Annotated in this window: 19 protein-coding genes; 4 read left to right on the forward strand and 15 right to left on the reverse strand. The window is 58.0% G+C overall.

Translation table 11 applies throughout. The features are described from left to right. Window positions 1-391 precede the first annotated feature (391 nt). The 4 genes from ACEU5R_RS19220 to ACEU5R_RS19235 form a co-directional block, all read right to left on the reverse strand. Window positions 392-793, reverse strand: coding sequence for a hypothetical protein (locus ACEU5R_RS19220; protein ID WP_392411251.1), 402 nt, complete (start codon window positions 791-793; stop codon window positions 392-394). Window positions 794-795: 2 nt separating this feature from the next. Beyond that, a complete protein-coding gene (locus tag ACEU5R_RS19225) occupies window positions 796-1707 on the reverse strand; it encodes a YbhN family protein (protein ID WP_392411253.1) in 912 nt (303 codons plus the stop codon). A 77-nt stretch (window positions 1708-1784) separates the two neighbouring features. Then, entirely contained in the window at window positions 1785-2201 is a 417-nt protein-coding gene (locus tag ACEU5R_RS19230) for a divergent PAP2 family protein (protein ID WP_313011956.1), read from the reverse strand. Window positions 2202-2203: 2 nt separating this feature from the next. Continuing rightward, window positions 2204-3073, reverse strand: coding sequence for a decaprenyl-phosphate phosphoribosyltransferase (locus ACEU5R_RS19235; protein ID WP_392411254.1), 870 nt, complete (start codon window positions 3071-3073; stop codon window positions 2204-2206). Window positions 3074-3116: 43 nt separating this feature from the next. Here ACEU5R_RS19235 and ACEU5R_RS19240 point away from each other — a divergent pair, with 43 nt between their 5' ends. From ACEU5R_RS19240 to ACEU5R_RS19255, 4 genes are read left to right on the forward strand one after another with little or no spacing between them, the layout of a single operon-like run. Next, the gene (locus tag ACEU5R_RS19240; RefSeq protein WP_392411256.1) at window positions 3117-3530 is read left to right on the forward strand and encodes a GtrA family protein; all 414 of its coding nucleotides are present in this window, start codon (window positions 3117-3119) and stop codon (window positions 3528-3530) included. Continuing rightward, window positions 3527-4828 carry an FAD-binding protein gene (locus tag ACEU5R_RS19245; protein WP_392411257.1) on the forward strand — a complete coding sequence of 434 codons (1302 nt, stop codon included), beginning with the start codon at window positions 3527-3529 and terminating at the stop codon, window positions 4826-4828. The genes ACEU5R_RS19240 and ACEU5R_RS19245 overlap by 4 nt, the downstream gene beginning before the upstream one ends. After that, window positions 4829-5581 carry an SDR family NAD(P)-dependent oxidoreductase gene (locus ACEU5R_RS19250; protein WP_392411258.1) on the forward strand — a complete coding sequence of 251 codons (753 nt, stop codon included), beginning with the start codon at window positions 4829-4831 and terminating at the stop codon, window positions 5579-5581. A gap of 33 nt (window positions 5582-5614) precedes the next feature. After that, window positions 5615-7030 carry a hypothetical protein gene (locus tag ACEU5R_RS19255; protein ID WP_392411259.1) on the forward strand — a complete coding sequence of 472 codons (1416 nt, stop codon included), beginning with the start codon at window positions 5615-5617 and terminating at the stop codon, window positions 7028-7030. Here the strand turns inward: ACEU5R_RS19255 and ACEU5R_RS19260 are convergent. The 11 genes from ACEU5R_RS19260 to ACEU5R_RS19310 form a co-directional block, all read right to left on the reverse strand. Then, window positions 6994-7458, reverse strand: coding sequence for a lysozyme (locus ACEU5R_RS19260; protein ID WP_392411260.1), 465 nt, complete (start codon window positions 7456-7458; stop codon window positions 6994-6996). The genes ACEU5R_RS19255 and ACEU5R_RS19260 overlap by 37 nt on opposite strands. Continuing rightward, window positions 7458-7919 carry a hypothetical protein gene (locus ACEU5R_RS19265; protein WP_313011943.1) on the reverse strand — a complete coding sequence of 154 codons (462 nt, stop codon included), beginning with the start codon at window positions 7917-7919 and terminating at the stop codon, window positions 7458-7460. Before ACEU5R_RS19265 ends, ACEU5R_RS19260 begins: the two co-directional genes overlap by 1 nt. 2 nt (window positions 7920-7921) lie before the next feature. Then, window positions 7922-8209: a DUF6127 family protein gene (locus ACEU5R_RS19270; RefSeq protein WP_313011941.1), complete on the reverse strand. Its 288-nt coding sequence runs from the start codon at window positions 8207-8209 to the stop codon at window positions 7922-7924. 66 nt (window positions 8210-8275) lie between these two features. Beyond that, window positions 8276-9328: a phage late control D family protein gene (locus ACEU5R_RS19275; RefSeq protein ID WP_392411261.1), complete on the reverse strand. Its 1053-nt coding sequence runs from the start codon at window positions 9326-9328 to the stop codon at window positions 8276-8278. A gap of 3 nt (window positions 9329-9331) precedes the next feature. Then, a complete protein-coding gene (locus ACEU5R_RS19280) occupies window positions 9332-9538 on the reverse strand; it encodes a tail protein X (RefSeq protein ID WP_392411262.1) in 207 nt (68 codons plus the stop codon). Then, window positions 9513-10430, reverse strand: a complete 918-nt coding sequence (locus ACEU5R_RS19285) for a phage tail protein (RefSeq protein ID WP_392411263.1) — start codon at window positions 10428-10430, stop codon at window positions 9513-9515. Before ACEU5R_RS19285 ends, ACEU5R_RS19280 begins: the two co-directional genes overlap by 26 nt. 8 nt (window positions 10431-10438) lie before the next feature. Beyond that, a complete protein-coding gene (locus ACEU5R_RS19290; protein ID WP_392411264.1) occupies window positions 10439-12868 on the reverse strand; it encodes a phage tail tape measure protein in 2430 nt (809 codons plus the stop codon). 49 nt (window positions 12869-12917) lie between these two features. Then, the gene (locus tag ACEU5R_RS19295; RefSeq protein WP_392411265.1) at window positions 12918-13241 is read right to left on the reverse strand and encodes a phage tail assembly protein; all 324 of its coding nucleotides are present in this window, start codon (window positions 13239-13241) and stop codon (window positions 12918-12920) included. A 41-nt stretch (window positions 13242-13282) separates the two neighbouring features. Next, the gene (locus ACEU5R_RS19300; RefSeq protein ID WP_273625015.1) at window positions 13283-13786 is read right to left on the reverse strand and encodes a phage major tail tube protein; all 504 of its coding nucleotides are present in this window, start codon (window positions 13784-13786) and stop codon (window positions 13283-13285) included. A 12-nt stretch (window positions 13787-13798) separates the two neighbouring features. Continuing rightward, on the reverse strand, window positions 13799-14959 hold the full coding sequence (locus tag ACEU5R_RS19305) for a phage tail sheath subtilisin-like domain-containing protein (RefSeq protein ID WP_392411266.1): 1161 nt from the start codon (window positions 14957-14959) through the stop codon (window positions 13799-13801). Between the two features lie 71 nt (window positions 14960-15030). Further along, complete coding sequence (locus ACEU5R_RS19310) at window positions 15031-15597, reverse strand: DUF4376 domain-containing protein (RefSeq protein WP_392411268.1); 567 nt, start codon at window positions 15595-15597, stop codon at window positions 15031-15033.

The following is a 15597-nucleotide window of genomic DNA, read 5'->3' on the forward strand; positions in this document are numbered from 1 at the left end:
TTGGTGGTGGGACACTCGCCCGCCACCGACAGTAGCATGAATGTACGCAAAACAGGTTGCGCGTACTCTTGCTAGCAGATGCGAAAAGTTTAACCGGGCCGCATCCCACCTGTAAATCTGCTTGGTTCGATCACTTTTGGACGTTCGAGACCGGTCACCAACTTTCCCGTTCCAACACCCAAGACGCTGGAGCGCTGGCGCGTCAACGGCAGCGGACCAAAGTACATCCAGCTACCAGGCAAGGTCATCTACCGTCTGTGCGACATCGAGGCTTATGAAAACGAATGTCTGGTGTCATCCACTGCCGAGTTCCGCGACATTGCAAAGGTCGTCAGGGTACGCCGATAGTACGCAATGATTCACGCCCCTAAATTCAAACCAGAACAGTCGCCTATCCAAGAAGTAGCTGATGGCCGAAAGCGTTAACGATTCCTGATGGCGCGCTCTCTATGTAGTTGTCTTTGGGTAGCGTGAAGTTGGGAAATTTTTGCGTAATTGCTTGTGCGACCTTATTCGGAATTTGTGAGCCGTGACTTCGGTCGTGTGCTGAGCCGTCGTGATTCATCGCAAAGAGCTGATTATTCCTTGCGTAAACATGGATGTGCGTTTGCCCTACAGAGGTGTGCGCTTGGTGCAGTTGAGCTGAATACACGCCACCCAGCTCAACATATTTGCTTTTCCCCTCGAGTAATGGGCCTGGCTCTGACTTCGAGAACAAGATGTGAACGACATAGTTTTCCATCGTAAAGCTAAACCACTCGTAGTCGCAGAACTCTCTGAACCCCATGACCATGACTACTCTCCCCTTTGTACCGAACGCGTCTGCTGAATAACGACCGCCGTTTTGGTCATCGCCACAACGCCAATGCCAACCGCGAGCCACAGCGTGAGACTGCGACTGATCAGTGATGCGGTGATGGCATCCGTCTGGCCAACGCCTGTCGCCGACAGAAGCAACACGATAGCGGCTTCTGTCGCCCCCAGCCCCCCAGGGATAAACGACGCAGCACCGGCCAGGATGCTCAGGCAGTAAATCGTGACGGCCGTGCTGGCGGTTAATTCATAGCCGAGAGCATGAACAATCAAGTACAGCGAGACGCCCTGCGCCATCCAGGCCATAAGACTCAAAGGTGCAGCCATAGCGACGCGCCTACCCGACAATAGAAAACGAACAGTAGCAACCAGGTTTGCCGCATCGCCAACGACTGAGCTGCCTGCGGCTCGCCTTCCTATCAAGCTGAGCAGGCGCGAGCGGAGCAGCAGAATGACGATAACGATGCAGGCGATCGCGGCAAACATCCACAGCCGATATTCCGGGAACATCGATACCGCCAGCAACGCTAGAGCCTCCACTGCGACCAAGTCCAGAAGCCGCTCCGAGACGAAGGCACCGATACTGTGTGGATAGCTGACGCCGTAGGGATGGAGATAAACGGATCGGATCGTTTCTCCAGCCTTGCCCGGTGTGAGCGTCAGCGCAAATGCCGCCAGGTAGATTTCGAGGTTACGAAGGATCGGAACCTTGTGTCCCAGAGCAACGATGAAATGATGCCAGCGGGCAAACCGAAGGAGATAGCTCAGTATGGAGAGTGCCACCACCTGCACCCAAAGCAAACCGGGTAGCGCCGAGACTGCAGCACCAAACGCTGTCCAATTCGCCAGGGTCGCCATGCCGACGTACATCACCACCGCCACTACGATGGCCAAGGATATCGATCGAACTGGAATGCGGCTCGGGGTAGATTGGTTTATCGCCCGAGCATCGGCCGTCCGTGATTCATCCATCAAGCCAACATCACGTTCACTGCGGCGGCAACCGCGATACCCACGGCGATGCCTGCGGCAATTTCCAATCGGGTGTGGCCCATGCGCTCGCGCAGGGTCTGATGATCAGATGCCCTGGCCGCCAACTTGTTGATAGCCACGGCATGCTTGCCCACCTGCCGGCGCAGGCTATTTGCATCCAGCATCACAATAAACGCCAGCGTAATGGCCACACCGAAAGCCGGGTGTCCGATACCCTCCTTGAGGGCAATGAGCGCAGCCATGCTACTGACGATCGCGCTGTGGTTGCTGGGTAAACCACCGTAGCCGATGAGGCCGAACGCGAGCTGCTTGGCCTTGATGCTATTGATGATGAATTTTGAGACTCCGGCAACGAGCCAAGCCAGAAATGGGGTCAGTGCGTAAGACAAATCCATGATCACCCCTGCACCGGCCAAAGTGCCCAGCCGCAGGCAGCCACCCACAGCACCACGGTCAGCAACAGCTGCCAGTCAGCCAGCAGTGCATCGGTTGGCGATTCGCCGCCATCAAGGGCCTCCACCACGAACCAGTAGCGGAACAGGCCGAACAGAACCAAGGGAACCGTGATGACCAAATCGGGCTTGGCGGACATCACGAACATGCTGTAGAACAGCAGCGCCCCGGTTGCCGACATCTCAGCGTAGCGATCCACCAGCGAAACGGAGTACTTCTCCAGCACCTTGCGGCCCTCGGTGCCACTTTGGCTGAGCTCCTGGCGGCGTTTAACAGCGGCCAGGTACAGCGCCAGGCAAAGGGTCGTGATGAACATCCATGAGGACACGGGCACGTCCAATGCCATGGCGCCTGCATAGACGCGCAGAACAAAACCAATGGCGATGGTGAAGATGTCGACCACAGGCTGGTGCTTGAGCACGAAGGTGTAGGCCAGGTTCAGCACCAGATAGGCCGCGATAACCATCACCACCTTTGGGGCAACGAACCAGCCCCACACCAGCACGGCGTAGAGGGCTGCGAGCAAGATCAGCGCAGCAGGTACCGAGACGATCCCGGCCGCCAGGGGGCGGGTCTTGGACTTCTTGGGGTGACGACGGTCACGCTCGATGTCGTGCATGTCGTTGATGATGTAGGTCGCCGACGAGGCGAAACAAAACAGCAGCACGGCCAAAAGGGCATGACTGACGGCACCAGCATCCAAAAACGCCCCAGAAAACACCAACGGCGCCAGAACAAAGCCGTTCTTGACCCACTGCTTTGGCCGCATCAGCTTGATTAAGCCCAGCATCTGAGCTAGAGGCGAGCGGGCCATTACGGTATCATGCATTATTTTCGAACCTCGGTGCTATCATTGAATGTTTGCCTCGTCTAAGCTGGCGATTAACTATGCCATTTTCGCACTAATCGCAACTGCAGCAAACATTGCCGCTCAGGATATTGTCATCCGTACCTACAGCGGCGCATTCGACATCCTGGCCTCGGTCGCCGTGGGCACAGGCGTTGGTCTTGTCGTCAAGTACATCCTCGACAAGCGCTACATCTTCCGCTTCCGGGCACGCAGCGTCGCCCACGACACCCAGACCTTCGCCCTCTATACCGTCATGGGCCTGGCCACGACCGTGATCTTCTGGGGCTTCGAGTTCGGCTTCCATCACATCTTCGAGACCAAGGAAATGCGCTATCTCGGCGGCGTTATTGGTCTTGCGATCGGCTACCTGACCAAGTACCACCTCGACAAGCGTTACGTCTTCCGCACGGAGGCCGTATGAAGCCGGTTACCTCTTGGGGGCGCTTGAGCGCCGATCCTCATCATGTCGTCGGTCTGAATGATCCCTCCAGGGTTAAGGCGCTGGTTTGCCATGGGGCCGACCCGGGTGTGGCCCACGGCATGGGTCGCAGTTACGGAGACGTCTGCCTGAATCCTGAAGGTACGCTCTGGATCACGACCGGGCTTGACCATTTCATCGCATTCAACGACAACACTGGGAGCTTGGTGTGTGAGGCTGGCGTGCTGCTGCGGGACATCCAGCGGCTGGTCATTCCACGCGGCTGGATTCTGCCCGTGACGCCGGGGACCCAACTGGTGACGGTTGGGGGTGCGATTGCCAACGATGTCCACGGCAAGAACCATCACGTACTAGGTTCTTTCGGCGATCACGTACAGAGCCTTACCCTCATTCGAACCGATGGTGAAGTCATACAGTGTGGTCCGAATGAGCGGCCAGATTGGTTTGCCGCCACTGTTGGTGGATTGGGCCTGACTGGGGTGATCACTCAAGCCGAGATCCAATTGCGCCGTGTGGCTGGACCATGGCTAGACACCGAGACCGTGCCCTATGCCAACCTGGACGAGTTTTTCCAGCTCGCGGACGATTCCGAGGCCGATTGGGAACACACGGTGTCCTGGATTGACTGCATTACAGGGGGCGGCGGGCGCGGCTTGTTCATGCGCGGCAACCCTACCAATGTGGGAGATCGCCCGGCACCTCAGGGGCGTAAGCTGACCATGCCGATGGTGCCACCCGTTTCCCTGGTCAATCGGCTGTCGCTGCGCCCCTTCAACTTGGCCTACTACCACCTCAAAAAGTGGCAGGCCGGGCGTGCTATTGCTCACTACGAGCCGTTTTTCTACCCGTTGGACAACCTGCTCGAGTGGAACCGGATGTACGGCCCGAAGGGCTTCTTCCAGTACCAGAGTGTGGTTCCACGCGAAGTTGGGCAAGACGCGGTTCAGGCCATGCTCAAAGAAATCGCCCGATCGGGAGATGGTTCGTTCCTCGCTGTCCTGAAGACGTTTGGCAACCGCCAGCAGGTGGGGATGCTGAGCTTCCCACAGCCAGGGGTCACGCTGGCACTGGACTTTCCGAATCATGGGGATCGCACGCACAAGCTATTCGAGCGCCTTGATGCCGTCGTGCGTGAAGCGAAGGGTCGCCTCTATCCGGCCAAAGATGCGCGAATGCCCAGAGAACTCTTTGAAGCAGGCTATCCACGCCTGACTGAATTCATGAAATACCGAGACCCGGGCATTAGCTCTGGTCTCTCACGCCGTTTGATGGGAAGTTGAATGAACAACAAGAAGAGAATCGTCATTATTGGCGCCACCTCGGCAATCGCCGAGCACTGCGCCAGGCTCTGGCTGGAAAAGCAGCCAGTCGACCTGACTTTGGTGGGCCGCGATACCCAGCGCATTGAGCGGGTTGCAACAGACCTCAAGGTGCGGAGCCCGCAATCCGAGATTAGTGTTGTCCAGGCTGAGTTTCTGGACCCTGAAGCCATAAACGCCACTGTTTTGGATATCGTCAAATCGGGGCGCGTCGATATCGTCTTGATTGCGCATGGATCACTGCCAGAGCAAACCGAGTGCCAGAATGATCTTCAGTCTTGCCGCGACGCACTGGAGATCAACGGGGTGTCACCCGTCCTCTATGCCGAGGCCTTTGCTAAAGAGATGGAAAAAGCCAACCACGGCACCATTGCTTTGATTGGTTCCGTGGCAGGCGACAGGGGGCGCAAGTCCAACTATGTTTACGGTGCTGCCAAAGGACTGGTTACGCGCTATGCCCAAGGGTTGCAGCACCGTTTTGCGGGTAGCGGCGTCAAGGTAGTGCTGATCAAGCCTGGTCCGACTGATACCCCAATGACGGCTCACCTCAAGGGTAAGGGTGCCAAGTTGGCGCCTGTTGAAGATGTCGCAAAGCAAATTGTGGATGCGATTGAAGCAGAAAAACCCCTAGTTTACACCCCGAGAAAATGGTTGCTTATCATGAGCATAATTCGACATTTGCCTCGCGCGATTTTCAACAAGCTAGACATTTGAGATTCGTTGGCCAGCAACTCAAAAGCAAAACGCATGCAGAATATCCACAAAAAACTAGAACCATTTTTTTACCACATAGCGCTTGGGGTATTCATTGCGCTCAGTCTGCTGCATCTTTTAACCGGCTATGCTGATAATGGCGACTTCTCAAGAAGCGTCGGATTCTTATTTGAAAAGCCGCATGATTTTTCAACAATGTGGCCAGCCGCAGAAAGTGAAGAATGGAGGAGGCGCTTTTTTAGCGAATGGCACGATAAATGGGTTTTTCTGCAGAACTGGCCCAATACAGAAAATTTTTTCTCAGTTTCATCCTATAAGCTTTATTTGCTATCTCAAGCTTATTTGTCAACATTGATTGGCGCTGAAAGCTCATACTACTCAATCATCTCAGGGTCAATATTGTCAAGACTAATCCTGTGCGCAGTCTTTCTAACTATTGCACATCACCTTAGACATAAGGTATCGAATATCGCTGCGTGGATATTCATCGCAATCTTTGGCCTCATACTGATTGACTCAAGCTGGATTGCTTTTTTAAACTCATTTTATGAAGAGCAAATCGCAATTGTTTTCTTGCCTCTTCTGGGGTTTCTGCTTTTAAAATTTTGCGCAAATCAAAGCACCAAGACTGGTTTTGGGATTCTATTGTGCGCGGCGTTTATCGGCGCAGCAAAGACTGCTTACTTTTATTTGCCAACACTATCTCTTTTATTTTTGATTCCATTTATTTCATCAAAAAAGGAATTAATTAAATTAATCTTGATCACCATTCTCTTGCAGACAGTATCGTTGCTGCCGGTATACTTTGGGAAGTACGAAAAAATTAACTCTTATCACGCCCTTTACTTTGGAGCTCTTAAAGTATTACCAAATACTGAAGCTTCATCCATTCAGTCAATTGGCGGGAAACCTGTTTTTCATGAATGTATAGGAGTTTCTGCTTTTAGCCCACTTGGGCAAAAATGCATGGAAACATCAAATGCAAGCTATGCTGATGTCGTTAAGTTGATAGGCGACCACCCAAGTGTTGGATTTAGAATGATTGCAAAGCTATTCGAAGAAGGAAGAGCAACACGGCTCGAATACCTAGGTAAAGGAATTAAAAACACCCCCAACTTTTCTGAAAGCACTGTTTTTAATCTGTGGCCGAAATTTTTCGCGAAAGGATTGAATTATTTTATACTCCTTGCCTTACTTGCCGCGAGCTTTCTGTTGGTCAAAAAAAAATCTCTTTTAAGTGATAAAGAAAAATCGGTTTTGCTTATTGGGGCATTTTTCGCTGCGTTTGGCTTCTCGCAGTACATTGTGTCTTTGGGTGATGGCTACTATGAAATAACCAAGCACATGGCCGCAGGGAATTATGCTCTTGCTTTATCGCTACCCTTTATTTTTGCGGCGATTATTTCAGCGGCTCACCGTTTTCTTTTTTCGAAGCGCAACTCCGAATAAGCAAAGGCTTCTTCACGACGACGAATAATCAATCCCCGGAGACGCTTCCCATTTGACCAGACCCACTTCATCAGCTCAGTAGGGACGTGTTCGTGTTCGCCACGGTTCACCTTCCGCCGCAGCGTCGACCGCTGCAGTGCCCCGGCGCCAAGGTTAAACGTGAAAGACACCAGCGCATCAAACTGCCCGGCCGTAAGGGGCACCGAGATCAGCCGCAGCACGGCTCGCTCGGCGATCCTCACGTCCTTGCGCAGAAGCTCTGTGGCGTCGGCTTGCATAATGCCCGCTGCGAACTGATCCTGTTCATGAGCCAGTACGACATGGCCGTAGCCGATGGTCGGATAGCCGGCCGGGCAGATGTAAATGGTGGGACTGAAGCCTTCAAACCGCTTGATCAGGTTAAGTCCTGCTTCGGTGACGTGACGCATCAACCACCCCGGCGCATCTTATTGATCTGACGGCTGCCGAACCAGAAAGACATTACTGCAGCAAAGAGCGCCTGGGTTTCGTCGTCCCAAGTGGCCTGCAGGGCTGCTGCGAGCGTGACGCCGTCGGTTTGCAGCAAAGTGGCCAAGGCCGAGACCTTCACCACCGCAAAGACCAGAAAGAAGGCATAGGTGATGACCGGACGCACCGACGCCTGTAACGCTTCCACCCAAGGCGAGCCCGTAGGATGGTTGGCATAGCTGTAGAGCGCCTGACTTTCGGCAACATCAGCCGCAATCTGGATTTCTTCCAGGCGCTGGCTGTGGCCCAGCCGCTGCTGCTCCATCTGCCGATCCAGGATGGCCAGTTCGTGTTTGCGGTCCTGGCTGTCGCGAAACAGCTTGAGGAATTCCGGGAAGGTGCTGCTGAGGAAGCCCAGCAGTGATCCGAGCAGGGTCAGCATGATCAGTGTCCCCCAAAGAACTTCAACTTGATCAGCGCGCCGGCAACCAAGGCCAAGATGAAGCCCGTGGTCACCATGCGTACCAAGGTCTGCCAGACGGTGTGCTTGGCGGTGTTGAAGGCTTCGAGCAGTCCACGCAATTCACGGATGTCGGCGGCTGCGCTTTCGCCATCCAGACCGACATCGGTCATGGCGCGCTTGGCGCCGCGTTCGGCAGCGTCCTCGATCAATCGCTCAAATTCGTCCAGCGGCATGGATACCCAGCCGTCTCGGGTGTTCGGTGTGTTCATCACGGTCTCCAGAAACAAGAAACCCCGCACGGGGGCGGGGTCGATGGGGTAAAAGGGATTGGCAGGTCACGGGGCGCTGGGGATGGCAACGGTCGCTTTGCGTTGAGAGGGTTTGTTGTGCCCAGCTTTGGCCTTGCCTGACTTGCCGGCTGAGATTTCCACTGACATGCTCCAGCTTTGACCGGCCAGCTGATGGGTGACCGACTCGATCAGGTACATGGCGTCGACTTCTTGCTTGAACCCCTGCAACTCGACCGACTTCTCGGCGGCTAGATCGGAGCGGCCTCGCAACTCCAATTGGCCGCTGGCGGTCTGCCGGTTCATGCCGGCCAATTTGCCTTTGGCTGCAGCCTTGGCAGCGCTGGGATTCGGATAGATGTGTCGATCAGTGTGCGTAGCGCTGCTGGAGCCGACCGGGGCATCCGGGTTGGGGATGACGATGTCGATCTTTTTGCCGGTCTTCGTGTCGTGCGCCTGAGTTTTGACCGCACCAACGCTGCCCCGGTCGGGGAAGGTCAGGCGATAGCTGATCACTTCGGTTGGTGACAGGCGGATCACCGGCAGGCTTTTACCCGAGGCGGTCTTACCGTCAGCGCGCGGCAGGACCACGAGCTTGCGGTCCTTCAGTGTGGCCGTGGCGTTGTATTGACGCGCCAGGCGGGTCAGGAAGTTCAAGTCCGACTCGCCGATCTGGTCGGCCCGTGGCACCGTCGTGGTGATCGAGCAGACCGCCTGCCAGCGATTGCGTGCAGCGACTTCCCGAATGATTTGCGACAGCGGCACGTTCTCCCAGGCGTGCTGGCGTGGGCTTTTGGCAAGACCTGCCATGTCCGCCGGCTTGCCGCGAATGACCAGGGTGCGTGGCGGACCAGAGAATTCGATCTCGTCCACGGTGTAGGCGCCCATGAAGCTCAGCCCCTGACCTTCCCAGCCCAGAGAGATGCGCAGCAGTGCGCCTTTCCTGGGGAAGGCAATCCGGTCGTCACGGTCGTCTAGCCGGATTTCGCACTCGTCCGACTGCAGTCCGGCTCGGTCGGTCAGTTGCAGGCTGATCAAGCGGTCTTTGAGCAGATCGGTGATGTCCTGGGCGTTAGCAATGACCTGGAAGATGGCACGCATCGCTCAGTCCCACAGGTTGATCACGTCGGTGCGCGCCGGAGCCAGGTCCGGTAAATGGATGACGACACCGGAGACAAAGGGCTGAGCGCGTGCAGCCAGTCCCGGATTGGCCTCCAATACCGCCTCGACCGCGCCCATCAGATGACCATAGTGTCGGTGACAGAGGCGATCGAGCACATCGCCATCAGAGGTTTTGATAGTCGTCGCCATAGCGTTTGAATTCCACGGTAAAGGTCTGTTTGCGCGGTGCGCCGTCGGCCATCAGGTCGCTTTGATCTTCAGAGACGCTGGCCAAATACCAGCGCCCCAGGGTTTCGCCGTGGCCGGCGATGAGCTCGACCGGTTTCATCTGAAATCCGATCCGGCGCAATGCGTTCAGTTGGGTCATGCCTGCCATCTGCGCAAAGATCACGCCTGAGAGCGTGAGCGACTCACCGCCCTGATTGACCGCTTGCAGGGCCTGCGGTCGCCCCAGACGCTCCTGGGTGGCGATGTTGTATTGGCTTTGCCGGCGCAGGCTGTCGAAAGCCGCTGTGTTCAGGCCAAAGTAGAAACGCTCACCTTGTTCGGCGACCAGCACCAACAGGTGTGACCGGGCACTGGAGAGCGTCGGCATGCCGGTCCCCGCAACCAGGCGTGAGCTCGAGGCCGTGGGCGATACCAGCGGTGCCGTGGTGCCCGCGCTGCCCAGTTGGGCTTTGAGTGCGCCCAATTGCGTCGCCACCGAGGTCGCTGCGCTTTGCACCGATCGCACCGCTGAGTCCAGACGCTTGGCGCCCGACTGGGCGGTATCGATCAGGCTGCCGATCCGCTGCGTGGCGCGATTGATATCGGCCAGCCCGGCCTGCACGCTGGCCATCCCCCGGCCCAGGGCGCTGCGTTCGAAGGCCGTCACGCTGGCGGTAGGAAGCAGAGTCACCAGGCTTTTGAGGGCATTGGCGCCGCGCGTGAGCTCGGAGGATGTGTTGGCTGCCAATCTGAAGATGCTCTCTGCCGGCCGGGCCGCCTGCGCCAGTTGTCCGAGTCGCTGCGCATGGCTGGTAGCGCGCGCGACCGATGAGCTGGCCTGCGAGACCCATTGGGTGATGGAAGACAGGGTCATCAGTTACCTCACACATGCGCGCCGTCGAACCAGGCGGCTCGCTGGTTTTGTTGCTGAAACTGCTCGAACAGCCGTTTCAGGTGCGGCATCAACTCGTTGGCCAGTTGCCGGGGGTCTTTCACGTCGCCCTTGACGGTAATTTGCAGAGTGGGCGAGAAATTCACCTGTTGCGGCACAGCGGGTGCCTTGGCCACGGGCGTTGTCGCTGCTTTGGATACAGGTGGCGCAGCGCCGGCCGCAACCAGTGGCGCAAGATTGGGTGGCACCGGCGTGGCCGCCAATGTTGGGGACGCTTTAGGTGGTTGGCTCGCCACCAGCGACTTGCCCAACCAGCCGCCCAGCTTGTCACCGGCGAAAGAGCCAATGGCGCCACCCAGCAAACCGCCAATCGCGATACCGATGGGGCCGCCCAGTGCGCCGACTGCGGCACCGAGCTTAGCGCCGGCCAAGCCGCCAGCCAGCGTGCCGGCCGCACCGCCGTAACCCTGAGCCTTTTCTTCGCGGGTGGTGGCGTTCTTGGCGGTATCAAAGACCTGATACGCGGCCGAGCCAATGGCCAGTGCACCACCCAGTCGGCCACCGGCCTTACCCAGCCAGCCTCCGACCCGCCCCAAAGCGCCACCCGCACGGGCCATACCGCCTGCGGGCGATCCGGAAGGCTTGCCCGCGCCCGGAACAGACCGCCCCAGCAGATCAGGCAAGGCACCGGCACCTGGCCAGTTGGTCACGAACACAGGCTGCGCCCCAGTAGCTGCCCCACCGGTAAGCACACTCGCCAGATTACCCAGCTCGCCGGACAGGCCAGGCATGCCTGGGGCTCTGCCGGATCGACCCGCCATGAGCGTGCCCCGCGCCAGATCAAGCGCACCGCGCCCGATGTTCCAGGCGGCACGGGCGCCTTTGAGAACCACCAGCCCTCCAGCAACCGTGGCGAGACCGGCGACCACCATGGGTGCCTGCGCGACCAGCGTGGCCAGCGCCCGACCCACGGAACCCAGTGCTTGACCAACGGTGTCGGTCACCGGGCGCAAGGCGTCCCCGATACGGCGCAAGGCTTCGTCCCATGCTTGGGTGACTTCGCTCCAGATCTGCTTGGAGGTTCCGCGCCGGGCAATCAGGTCTTGTTCGATTTCACCACTGGCCCGTGCCGCGTTTTGCTTGAGCCGCTGGTACAGATCGGCGTTTTGCATGTAGGCGGTCAGCGCCGCCTTGACCTGCATGTCGGCAAAGAGGTCACCGGTTTTCATGGTGGCCTCGAAGGCTTGCAGCATGGCCTGCTGCTTGGCCGGATCGCGTTCCTCACCGATGCGTTGCGCCGCCGCAGAGACTTGCTGGGCGCGCTGGGGATCGGCCTGTTCGATGTAGGCCCGGGCCAGCACAAAGGAGGACTCCATGGTGCTCCAGCCCTTGCCGATGGCCTCTTGCATCATGGCAGCGTAATCGATACCGGCATCGGCGTAGCGCCGCTGGGTCTCGGGCGAACCGATCTTGGAGAACCAGTTCTTCAGATTGTTGGCCGCCTGATCCGGTGAGCCGGAGACCTTCATCTGAACCTGCAGCATGGCGCCCAGTTGATTGACCGAGTCCTGGCCGGTGATGCCAATCTTCTGCATCTCCGCCAGCAGTTCCGGAAACCAGCGCGCCATATCCGAGGATTCGAACGATCCTTCCTTGCCCAGGTAGGCGATTGCCTCCAGGGCTTGTTGCATCTGGGCCGGGTCACTGATTCTGGCGTTTTGCTCCAGTGCGCCGATCATGCGCGCAGTATCGACACTGCCAGAACCCTGGCCCACGGCGAACTTGGCCAGCAGCGGTGCAAAGGCCGTGGCACGCTCCAGATCCATGCCGCCACCAACCAACTGATTGACCGCCTCGGCTAGTTCGTTGCGCCCCATGCCGCTGGCCAGAGCACTTTGTGCGATCTGCTCACCGATTTGTGTTTCGCGGGCCGTGCCGGCGATACCGGCCTTGATCGCCATGTCGCGCACGATGGCCTGGTAATTGGCTGAGATGGTGGCCGGTACCGCCACCGTGGCGGTCAGCTTGAGGGCATCACCCACCGCTTCACCCCCCTGCGTAACGCCCTGACCGATGCGTTCTCGGCCAACGGCCTGCAGCGCCAGTCCTCGCGCTGTGCGGCCAAGCCGCTGATAAGCACGATCCAGGTTGTCCGCTTCGATACCAGCCTGCCGCAGAACGGTCAGATTGCTCTCGATCTTCTTGCGAATGCCGTCAGCCGCCGCATCACCGCTCAGGTGCAGTTTGCGAAACTCGACTTGCAGGCGCTGCGTCTCGCCAATCGTGCGTTGCCACAGGCGTTGCTGCTCGGCGGTCTGCTTGAGGCGAGTGATTCGTGACTGGGTATCGTTCACCGCCCGGCCGAGCGATCCATCGACCGCACCGCCGATGACGATACCCAGTGCAATATCGCGTTTCATTCAGTCCTCCAGCCACCACAGGGCATCCCTAAGATCCAGGGCATCAATCTCAGAGGGCGGGAAGTGCAGTTCCCGCGCCAGTCGCTTCATCAGCAGGCTCAGCAGGGGCACGGTCATCCGGGCGAGCGGACACCAGGCGAAAGTAGCTGTCTTGCAGCCACTTGTAGTCGGTAAAGCGCATGCCCTCCAGATCCTTGGGTGCAACGCCCGCCAGAATCCCGAACAGGATCAGCTCACGCTCTTCAGCGTCATTGGGCGCCTGGCGCGAGGCCAGGCGCATGTCACGCACGAGCGGCGCGCGCAGGGTCAGCGTGTCACGGCGAATACCGTCGAATTCGGTCGGATGCTGCAATTTGATGGTCAGGTGGTCCATGAGTGGGTCTCCGTTGGTGTGATGGCGTGATAGGAAGTGGGTTACAGACCCAGGGCGGCACGGATGTCGGCCAGTTGATCGCGGCCATCCACGATGCGTACCGAGGCGATCGGGTCGATCTCATAGATCAGCAGGCCATCGAGCTCGAGCTTGTAGTAGCTGCAGGCCAGGCTGAATTTGGTTTCGGCCTTGTCCGAGGGCTTCCAGTCGCCCATGTCGATTTCGGTCAACATGCCGCGCAGGGTCACGACGCAGGACTGCACCTCACCCTTGTGGGTGCGGAAAGCGCCCCGGAAGACGCCATTGAAGGCGCTCTGGTCGGCCAGGCCAAAGAAACGCAGCGCGTCAATGGAGATGCCCGACAGCGCGAAGTTGGCTTCCAGCGCCTCGAGGCCGAGATCCATCTTGATTGGCGCGTCCATGCCGCCACCCCGGTAATCTTCGGCCTTGATCTTGAGTTTGGGCGGCGTGACCTGGGTGGCGATGCCGGCGAAATTCACGCCATCGATGAAGAGATTGAGGTTGTAGAGGGTTTGCGGGATCACGGTGCGGGCTCCTTAAATGTCGAGAACTTCGGTAATCCACTGGTTCGTGACCTCGACCCGGAAGGTGGGGTTTTCTGCGGGAGGCACGTCGGTGAAGCGGATGTTCCAGTACACGCGGCCTTGCTCGAGCTGGCTCGCGGTGTTGAGTTCGGGGTCGGGATAGACCTCGAAATTGATGATGGCGCCCTGCGCTTTCAGATCACGCATGAAGGCCTGCAGCCCTTCGGTCACGTCCTTGACGTAGGTCTTGGTGATGGCGCGATCCACCGCCCATTTGTGGCCATAGAGGATGGCGTCCATGACGATGTCGACTGTGCGCACCCGAGTGACGAAGGCCCACTTGGCATCGGCCGAACGCGTGCGGTTACCCCACAGTCGGTAGCCGCCATCGCGGATGACGGTGGTGATGTTGGCGGCATTGAGCAAGTTGGCGCGGCAGGTCTCGTCGCCATCCAAGAACTCGATCGGGCGTGCGGTGCCGATGACCTCGACGAACTCCTTGTTGGAGGGGGATGCCCAGAACCCGTACTCACGATCGATCCGGGCAAAGAGGCCTGCGGCATACGGGGATACCGGCACCGTACTGGCCGCACCGGTCTCGGTGTCCCAGACCTTGAGCCAGGGGTCGACCGCAAAAACGCGCTTGCTGCCAAAGTTGTTGAAGTAGGCAATGGCCGACTCGTCATCGGTGTTGGGGCCGTCCACGATGGCAATGGCCTTGAGCTTGGCCGCCAAACCATCCATGGCACTGGCCACGGCCTGGGTTGCCGAGTGACCTGGGCAGACGATCAGGCGAGGCTGGGCGTTATGGACGGACTTGCCGTCGAGCAGGGCCTGCATGCCGGTGCGCTGCCCATCGACCGTCACACCACCGATGATGGCGCTGGTGAGCGCAGCCGCATCAGCGACCAGAGGCACACCGATGGCCACCACCACGGCCGACGACTGGGCGTAGATGCCGCGCGCCGACTTGACCAGCGCGCTGCCCACACCAAACTGCTTCACCGCCTCACGGTAAGAGGTCAGCAGGATGGGCTTGTTGGGCTCGGCCAACCCCTCGGCAGGCGTGTAGGTATCGACCAGGCCGATGATCGACGAGGACGGAATGGCAATCGGGCGCGGACCGGTGTCGATCAGGGTGACGGTCACACCGTGGAAGAAGGAAGTGGGCATCGTGTTCTCCGGAAAGTAAAAAGCCCACCGCAAAGGGTGGGCCGATAGGATCTGCCTGGGGTGGCTATCAGTTACATGTCCTCTTCTCCGAACATCAAAGGCCATCCGGCGCTGAAATCGTAGGCGCTTGGATCAACGCTCGTCTCCATTGCACTACGGTGAGCTTCAGCTGCCTCGAAGATTGCGATATCGCTTGCCATTGCTGCCGCCAACAGCATCTGCGCCAACTGGGTTGTCATGGCAACAAAGGAGCCATCCATGGTTTTCCACTGCAATCCGGCCGGTAAGTTGCTACCCAGAAGAACAAGCGCTTGCTGCTGGCTCCTGCTTTTCGGGTCACTGTGAAACCACTTTCCATTTAAAACATAGCCACCATATTGCATGCGGCGGTCACGCTCCAATTGAATTTTATGCACCATTAACTCTCGAAGATGCGACGTATCCGGCAAGGTTTGCAGGTACGGCTTTAGCTTGCCGTTGCATTCAATTAAAGCCACATGCTCAAACTGCATTTCCCATTCAATTTCAGTACATTCATGTAAATACGATGTCTCCGGCAAGATAAAAGACTGTATATCAGTGTCGATCCACTGCAGAACCATTCTTGTGTTTTTATCGAAATACGCATATCTGGGCAT

It is taken from the genome of Achromobacter sp. 413638 (assembly GCF_043119405.1).
Classification (GTDB): domain Bacteria; phylum Pseudomonadota; class Gammaproteobacteria; order Burkholderiales; family Burkholderiaceae_B; genus Achromobacter.

What these genes read in the sequence shown, in the direction of transcription:
- ACEU5R_RS19270 (WP_313011941.1), bottom strand. Translation starts at nt 8,209, where the DNA reads ATGAACACACCGAACACCCGAGACGGCTGGGTATCCATGCCGCTGGAC.
- ACEU5R_RS19240 (WP_392411256.1), top strand. Translation starts at nt 3,117, where the DNA reads ATGTTTGCCTCGTCTAAGCTGGCGATTAACTATGCCATTTTCGCACTA.
- ACEU5R_RS19235 (WP_392411254.1), bottom strand. Translation starts at nt 3,073, where the DNA reads ATGGCCCGCTCGCCTCTAGCTCAGATGCTGGGCTTAATCAAGCTGATG.
- ACEU5R_RS19230 (WP_313011956.1), bottom strand. Translation starts at nt 2,201, where the DNA reads ATGGATTTGTCTTACGCACTGACCCCATTTCTGGCTTGGCTCGTTGCC.
- ACEU5R_RS19310 (WP_392411268.1), bottom strand. Translation starts at nt 15,597, where the DNA reads ATGCCCAGATATGCGTATTTCGATAAAAACACAAGAATGGTTCTGCAG.
- ACEU5R_RS19265 (WP_313011943.1), bottom strand. Translation starts at nt 7,919, where the DNA reads ATGCTGACCCTGCTCGGATCACTGCTGGGCTTCCTCAGCAGCACCTTC.
- ACEU5R_RS19245 (WP_392411257.1), top strand. Translation starts at nt 3,527, where the DNA reads ATGAAGCCGGTTACCTCTTGGGGGCGCTTGAGCGCCGATCCTCATCAT.
- ACEU5R_RS19250 (WP_392411258.1), top strand. Translation starts at nt 4,829, where the DNA reads ATGAACAACAAGAAGAGAATCGTCATTATTGGCGCCACCTCGGCAATC.
- ACEU5R_RS19255 (WP_392411259.1), top strand. Translation starts at nt 5,615, where the DNA reads ATGCAGAATATCCACAAAAAACTAGAACCATTTTTTTACCACATAGCG.
- ACEU5R_RS19285 (WP_392411263.1), bottom strand. Translation starts at nt 10,430, where the DNA reads ATGACCCTGTCTTCCATCACCCAATGGGTCTCGCAGGCCAGCTCATCG.
- ACEU5R_RS19295 (WP_392411265.1), bottom strand. Translation starts at nt 13,241, where the DNA reads ATGGACCACCTGACCATCAAATTGCAGCATCCGACCGAATTCGACGGT.
- ACEU5R_RS19220 (WP_392411251.1), bottom strand. Translation starts at nt 793, where the DNA reads ATGGTCATGGGGTTCAGAGAGTTCTGCGACTACGAGTGGTTTAGCTTT.
- ACEU5R_RS19260 (WP_392411260.1), bottom strand. Translation starts at nt 7,458, where the DNA reads ATGCGTCACGTCACCGAAGCAGGACTTAACCTGATCAAGCGGTTTGAA.
- ACEU5R_RS19280 (WP_392411262.1), bottom strand. Translation starts at nt 9,538, where the DNA reads ATGGCGACGACTATCAAAACCTCTGATGGCGATGTGCTCGATCGCCTC.
- ACEU5R_RS19275 (WP_392411261.1), bottom strand. Translation starts at nt 9,328, where the DNA reads ATGCGTGCCATCTTCCAGGTCATTGCTAACGCCCAGGACATCACCGAT.
- ACEU5R_RS19305 (WP_392411266.1), bottom strand. Translation starts at nt 14,959, where the DNA reads ATGCCCACTTCCTTCTTCCACGGTGTGACCGTCACCCTGATCGACACC.
- ACEU5R_RS19290 (WP_392411264.1), bottom strand. Translation starts at nt 12,868, where the DNA reads ATGAAACGCGATATTGCACTGGGTATCGTCATCGGCGGTGCGGTCGAT.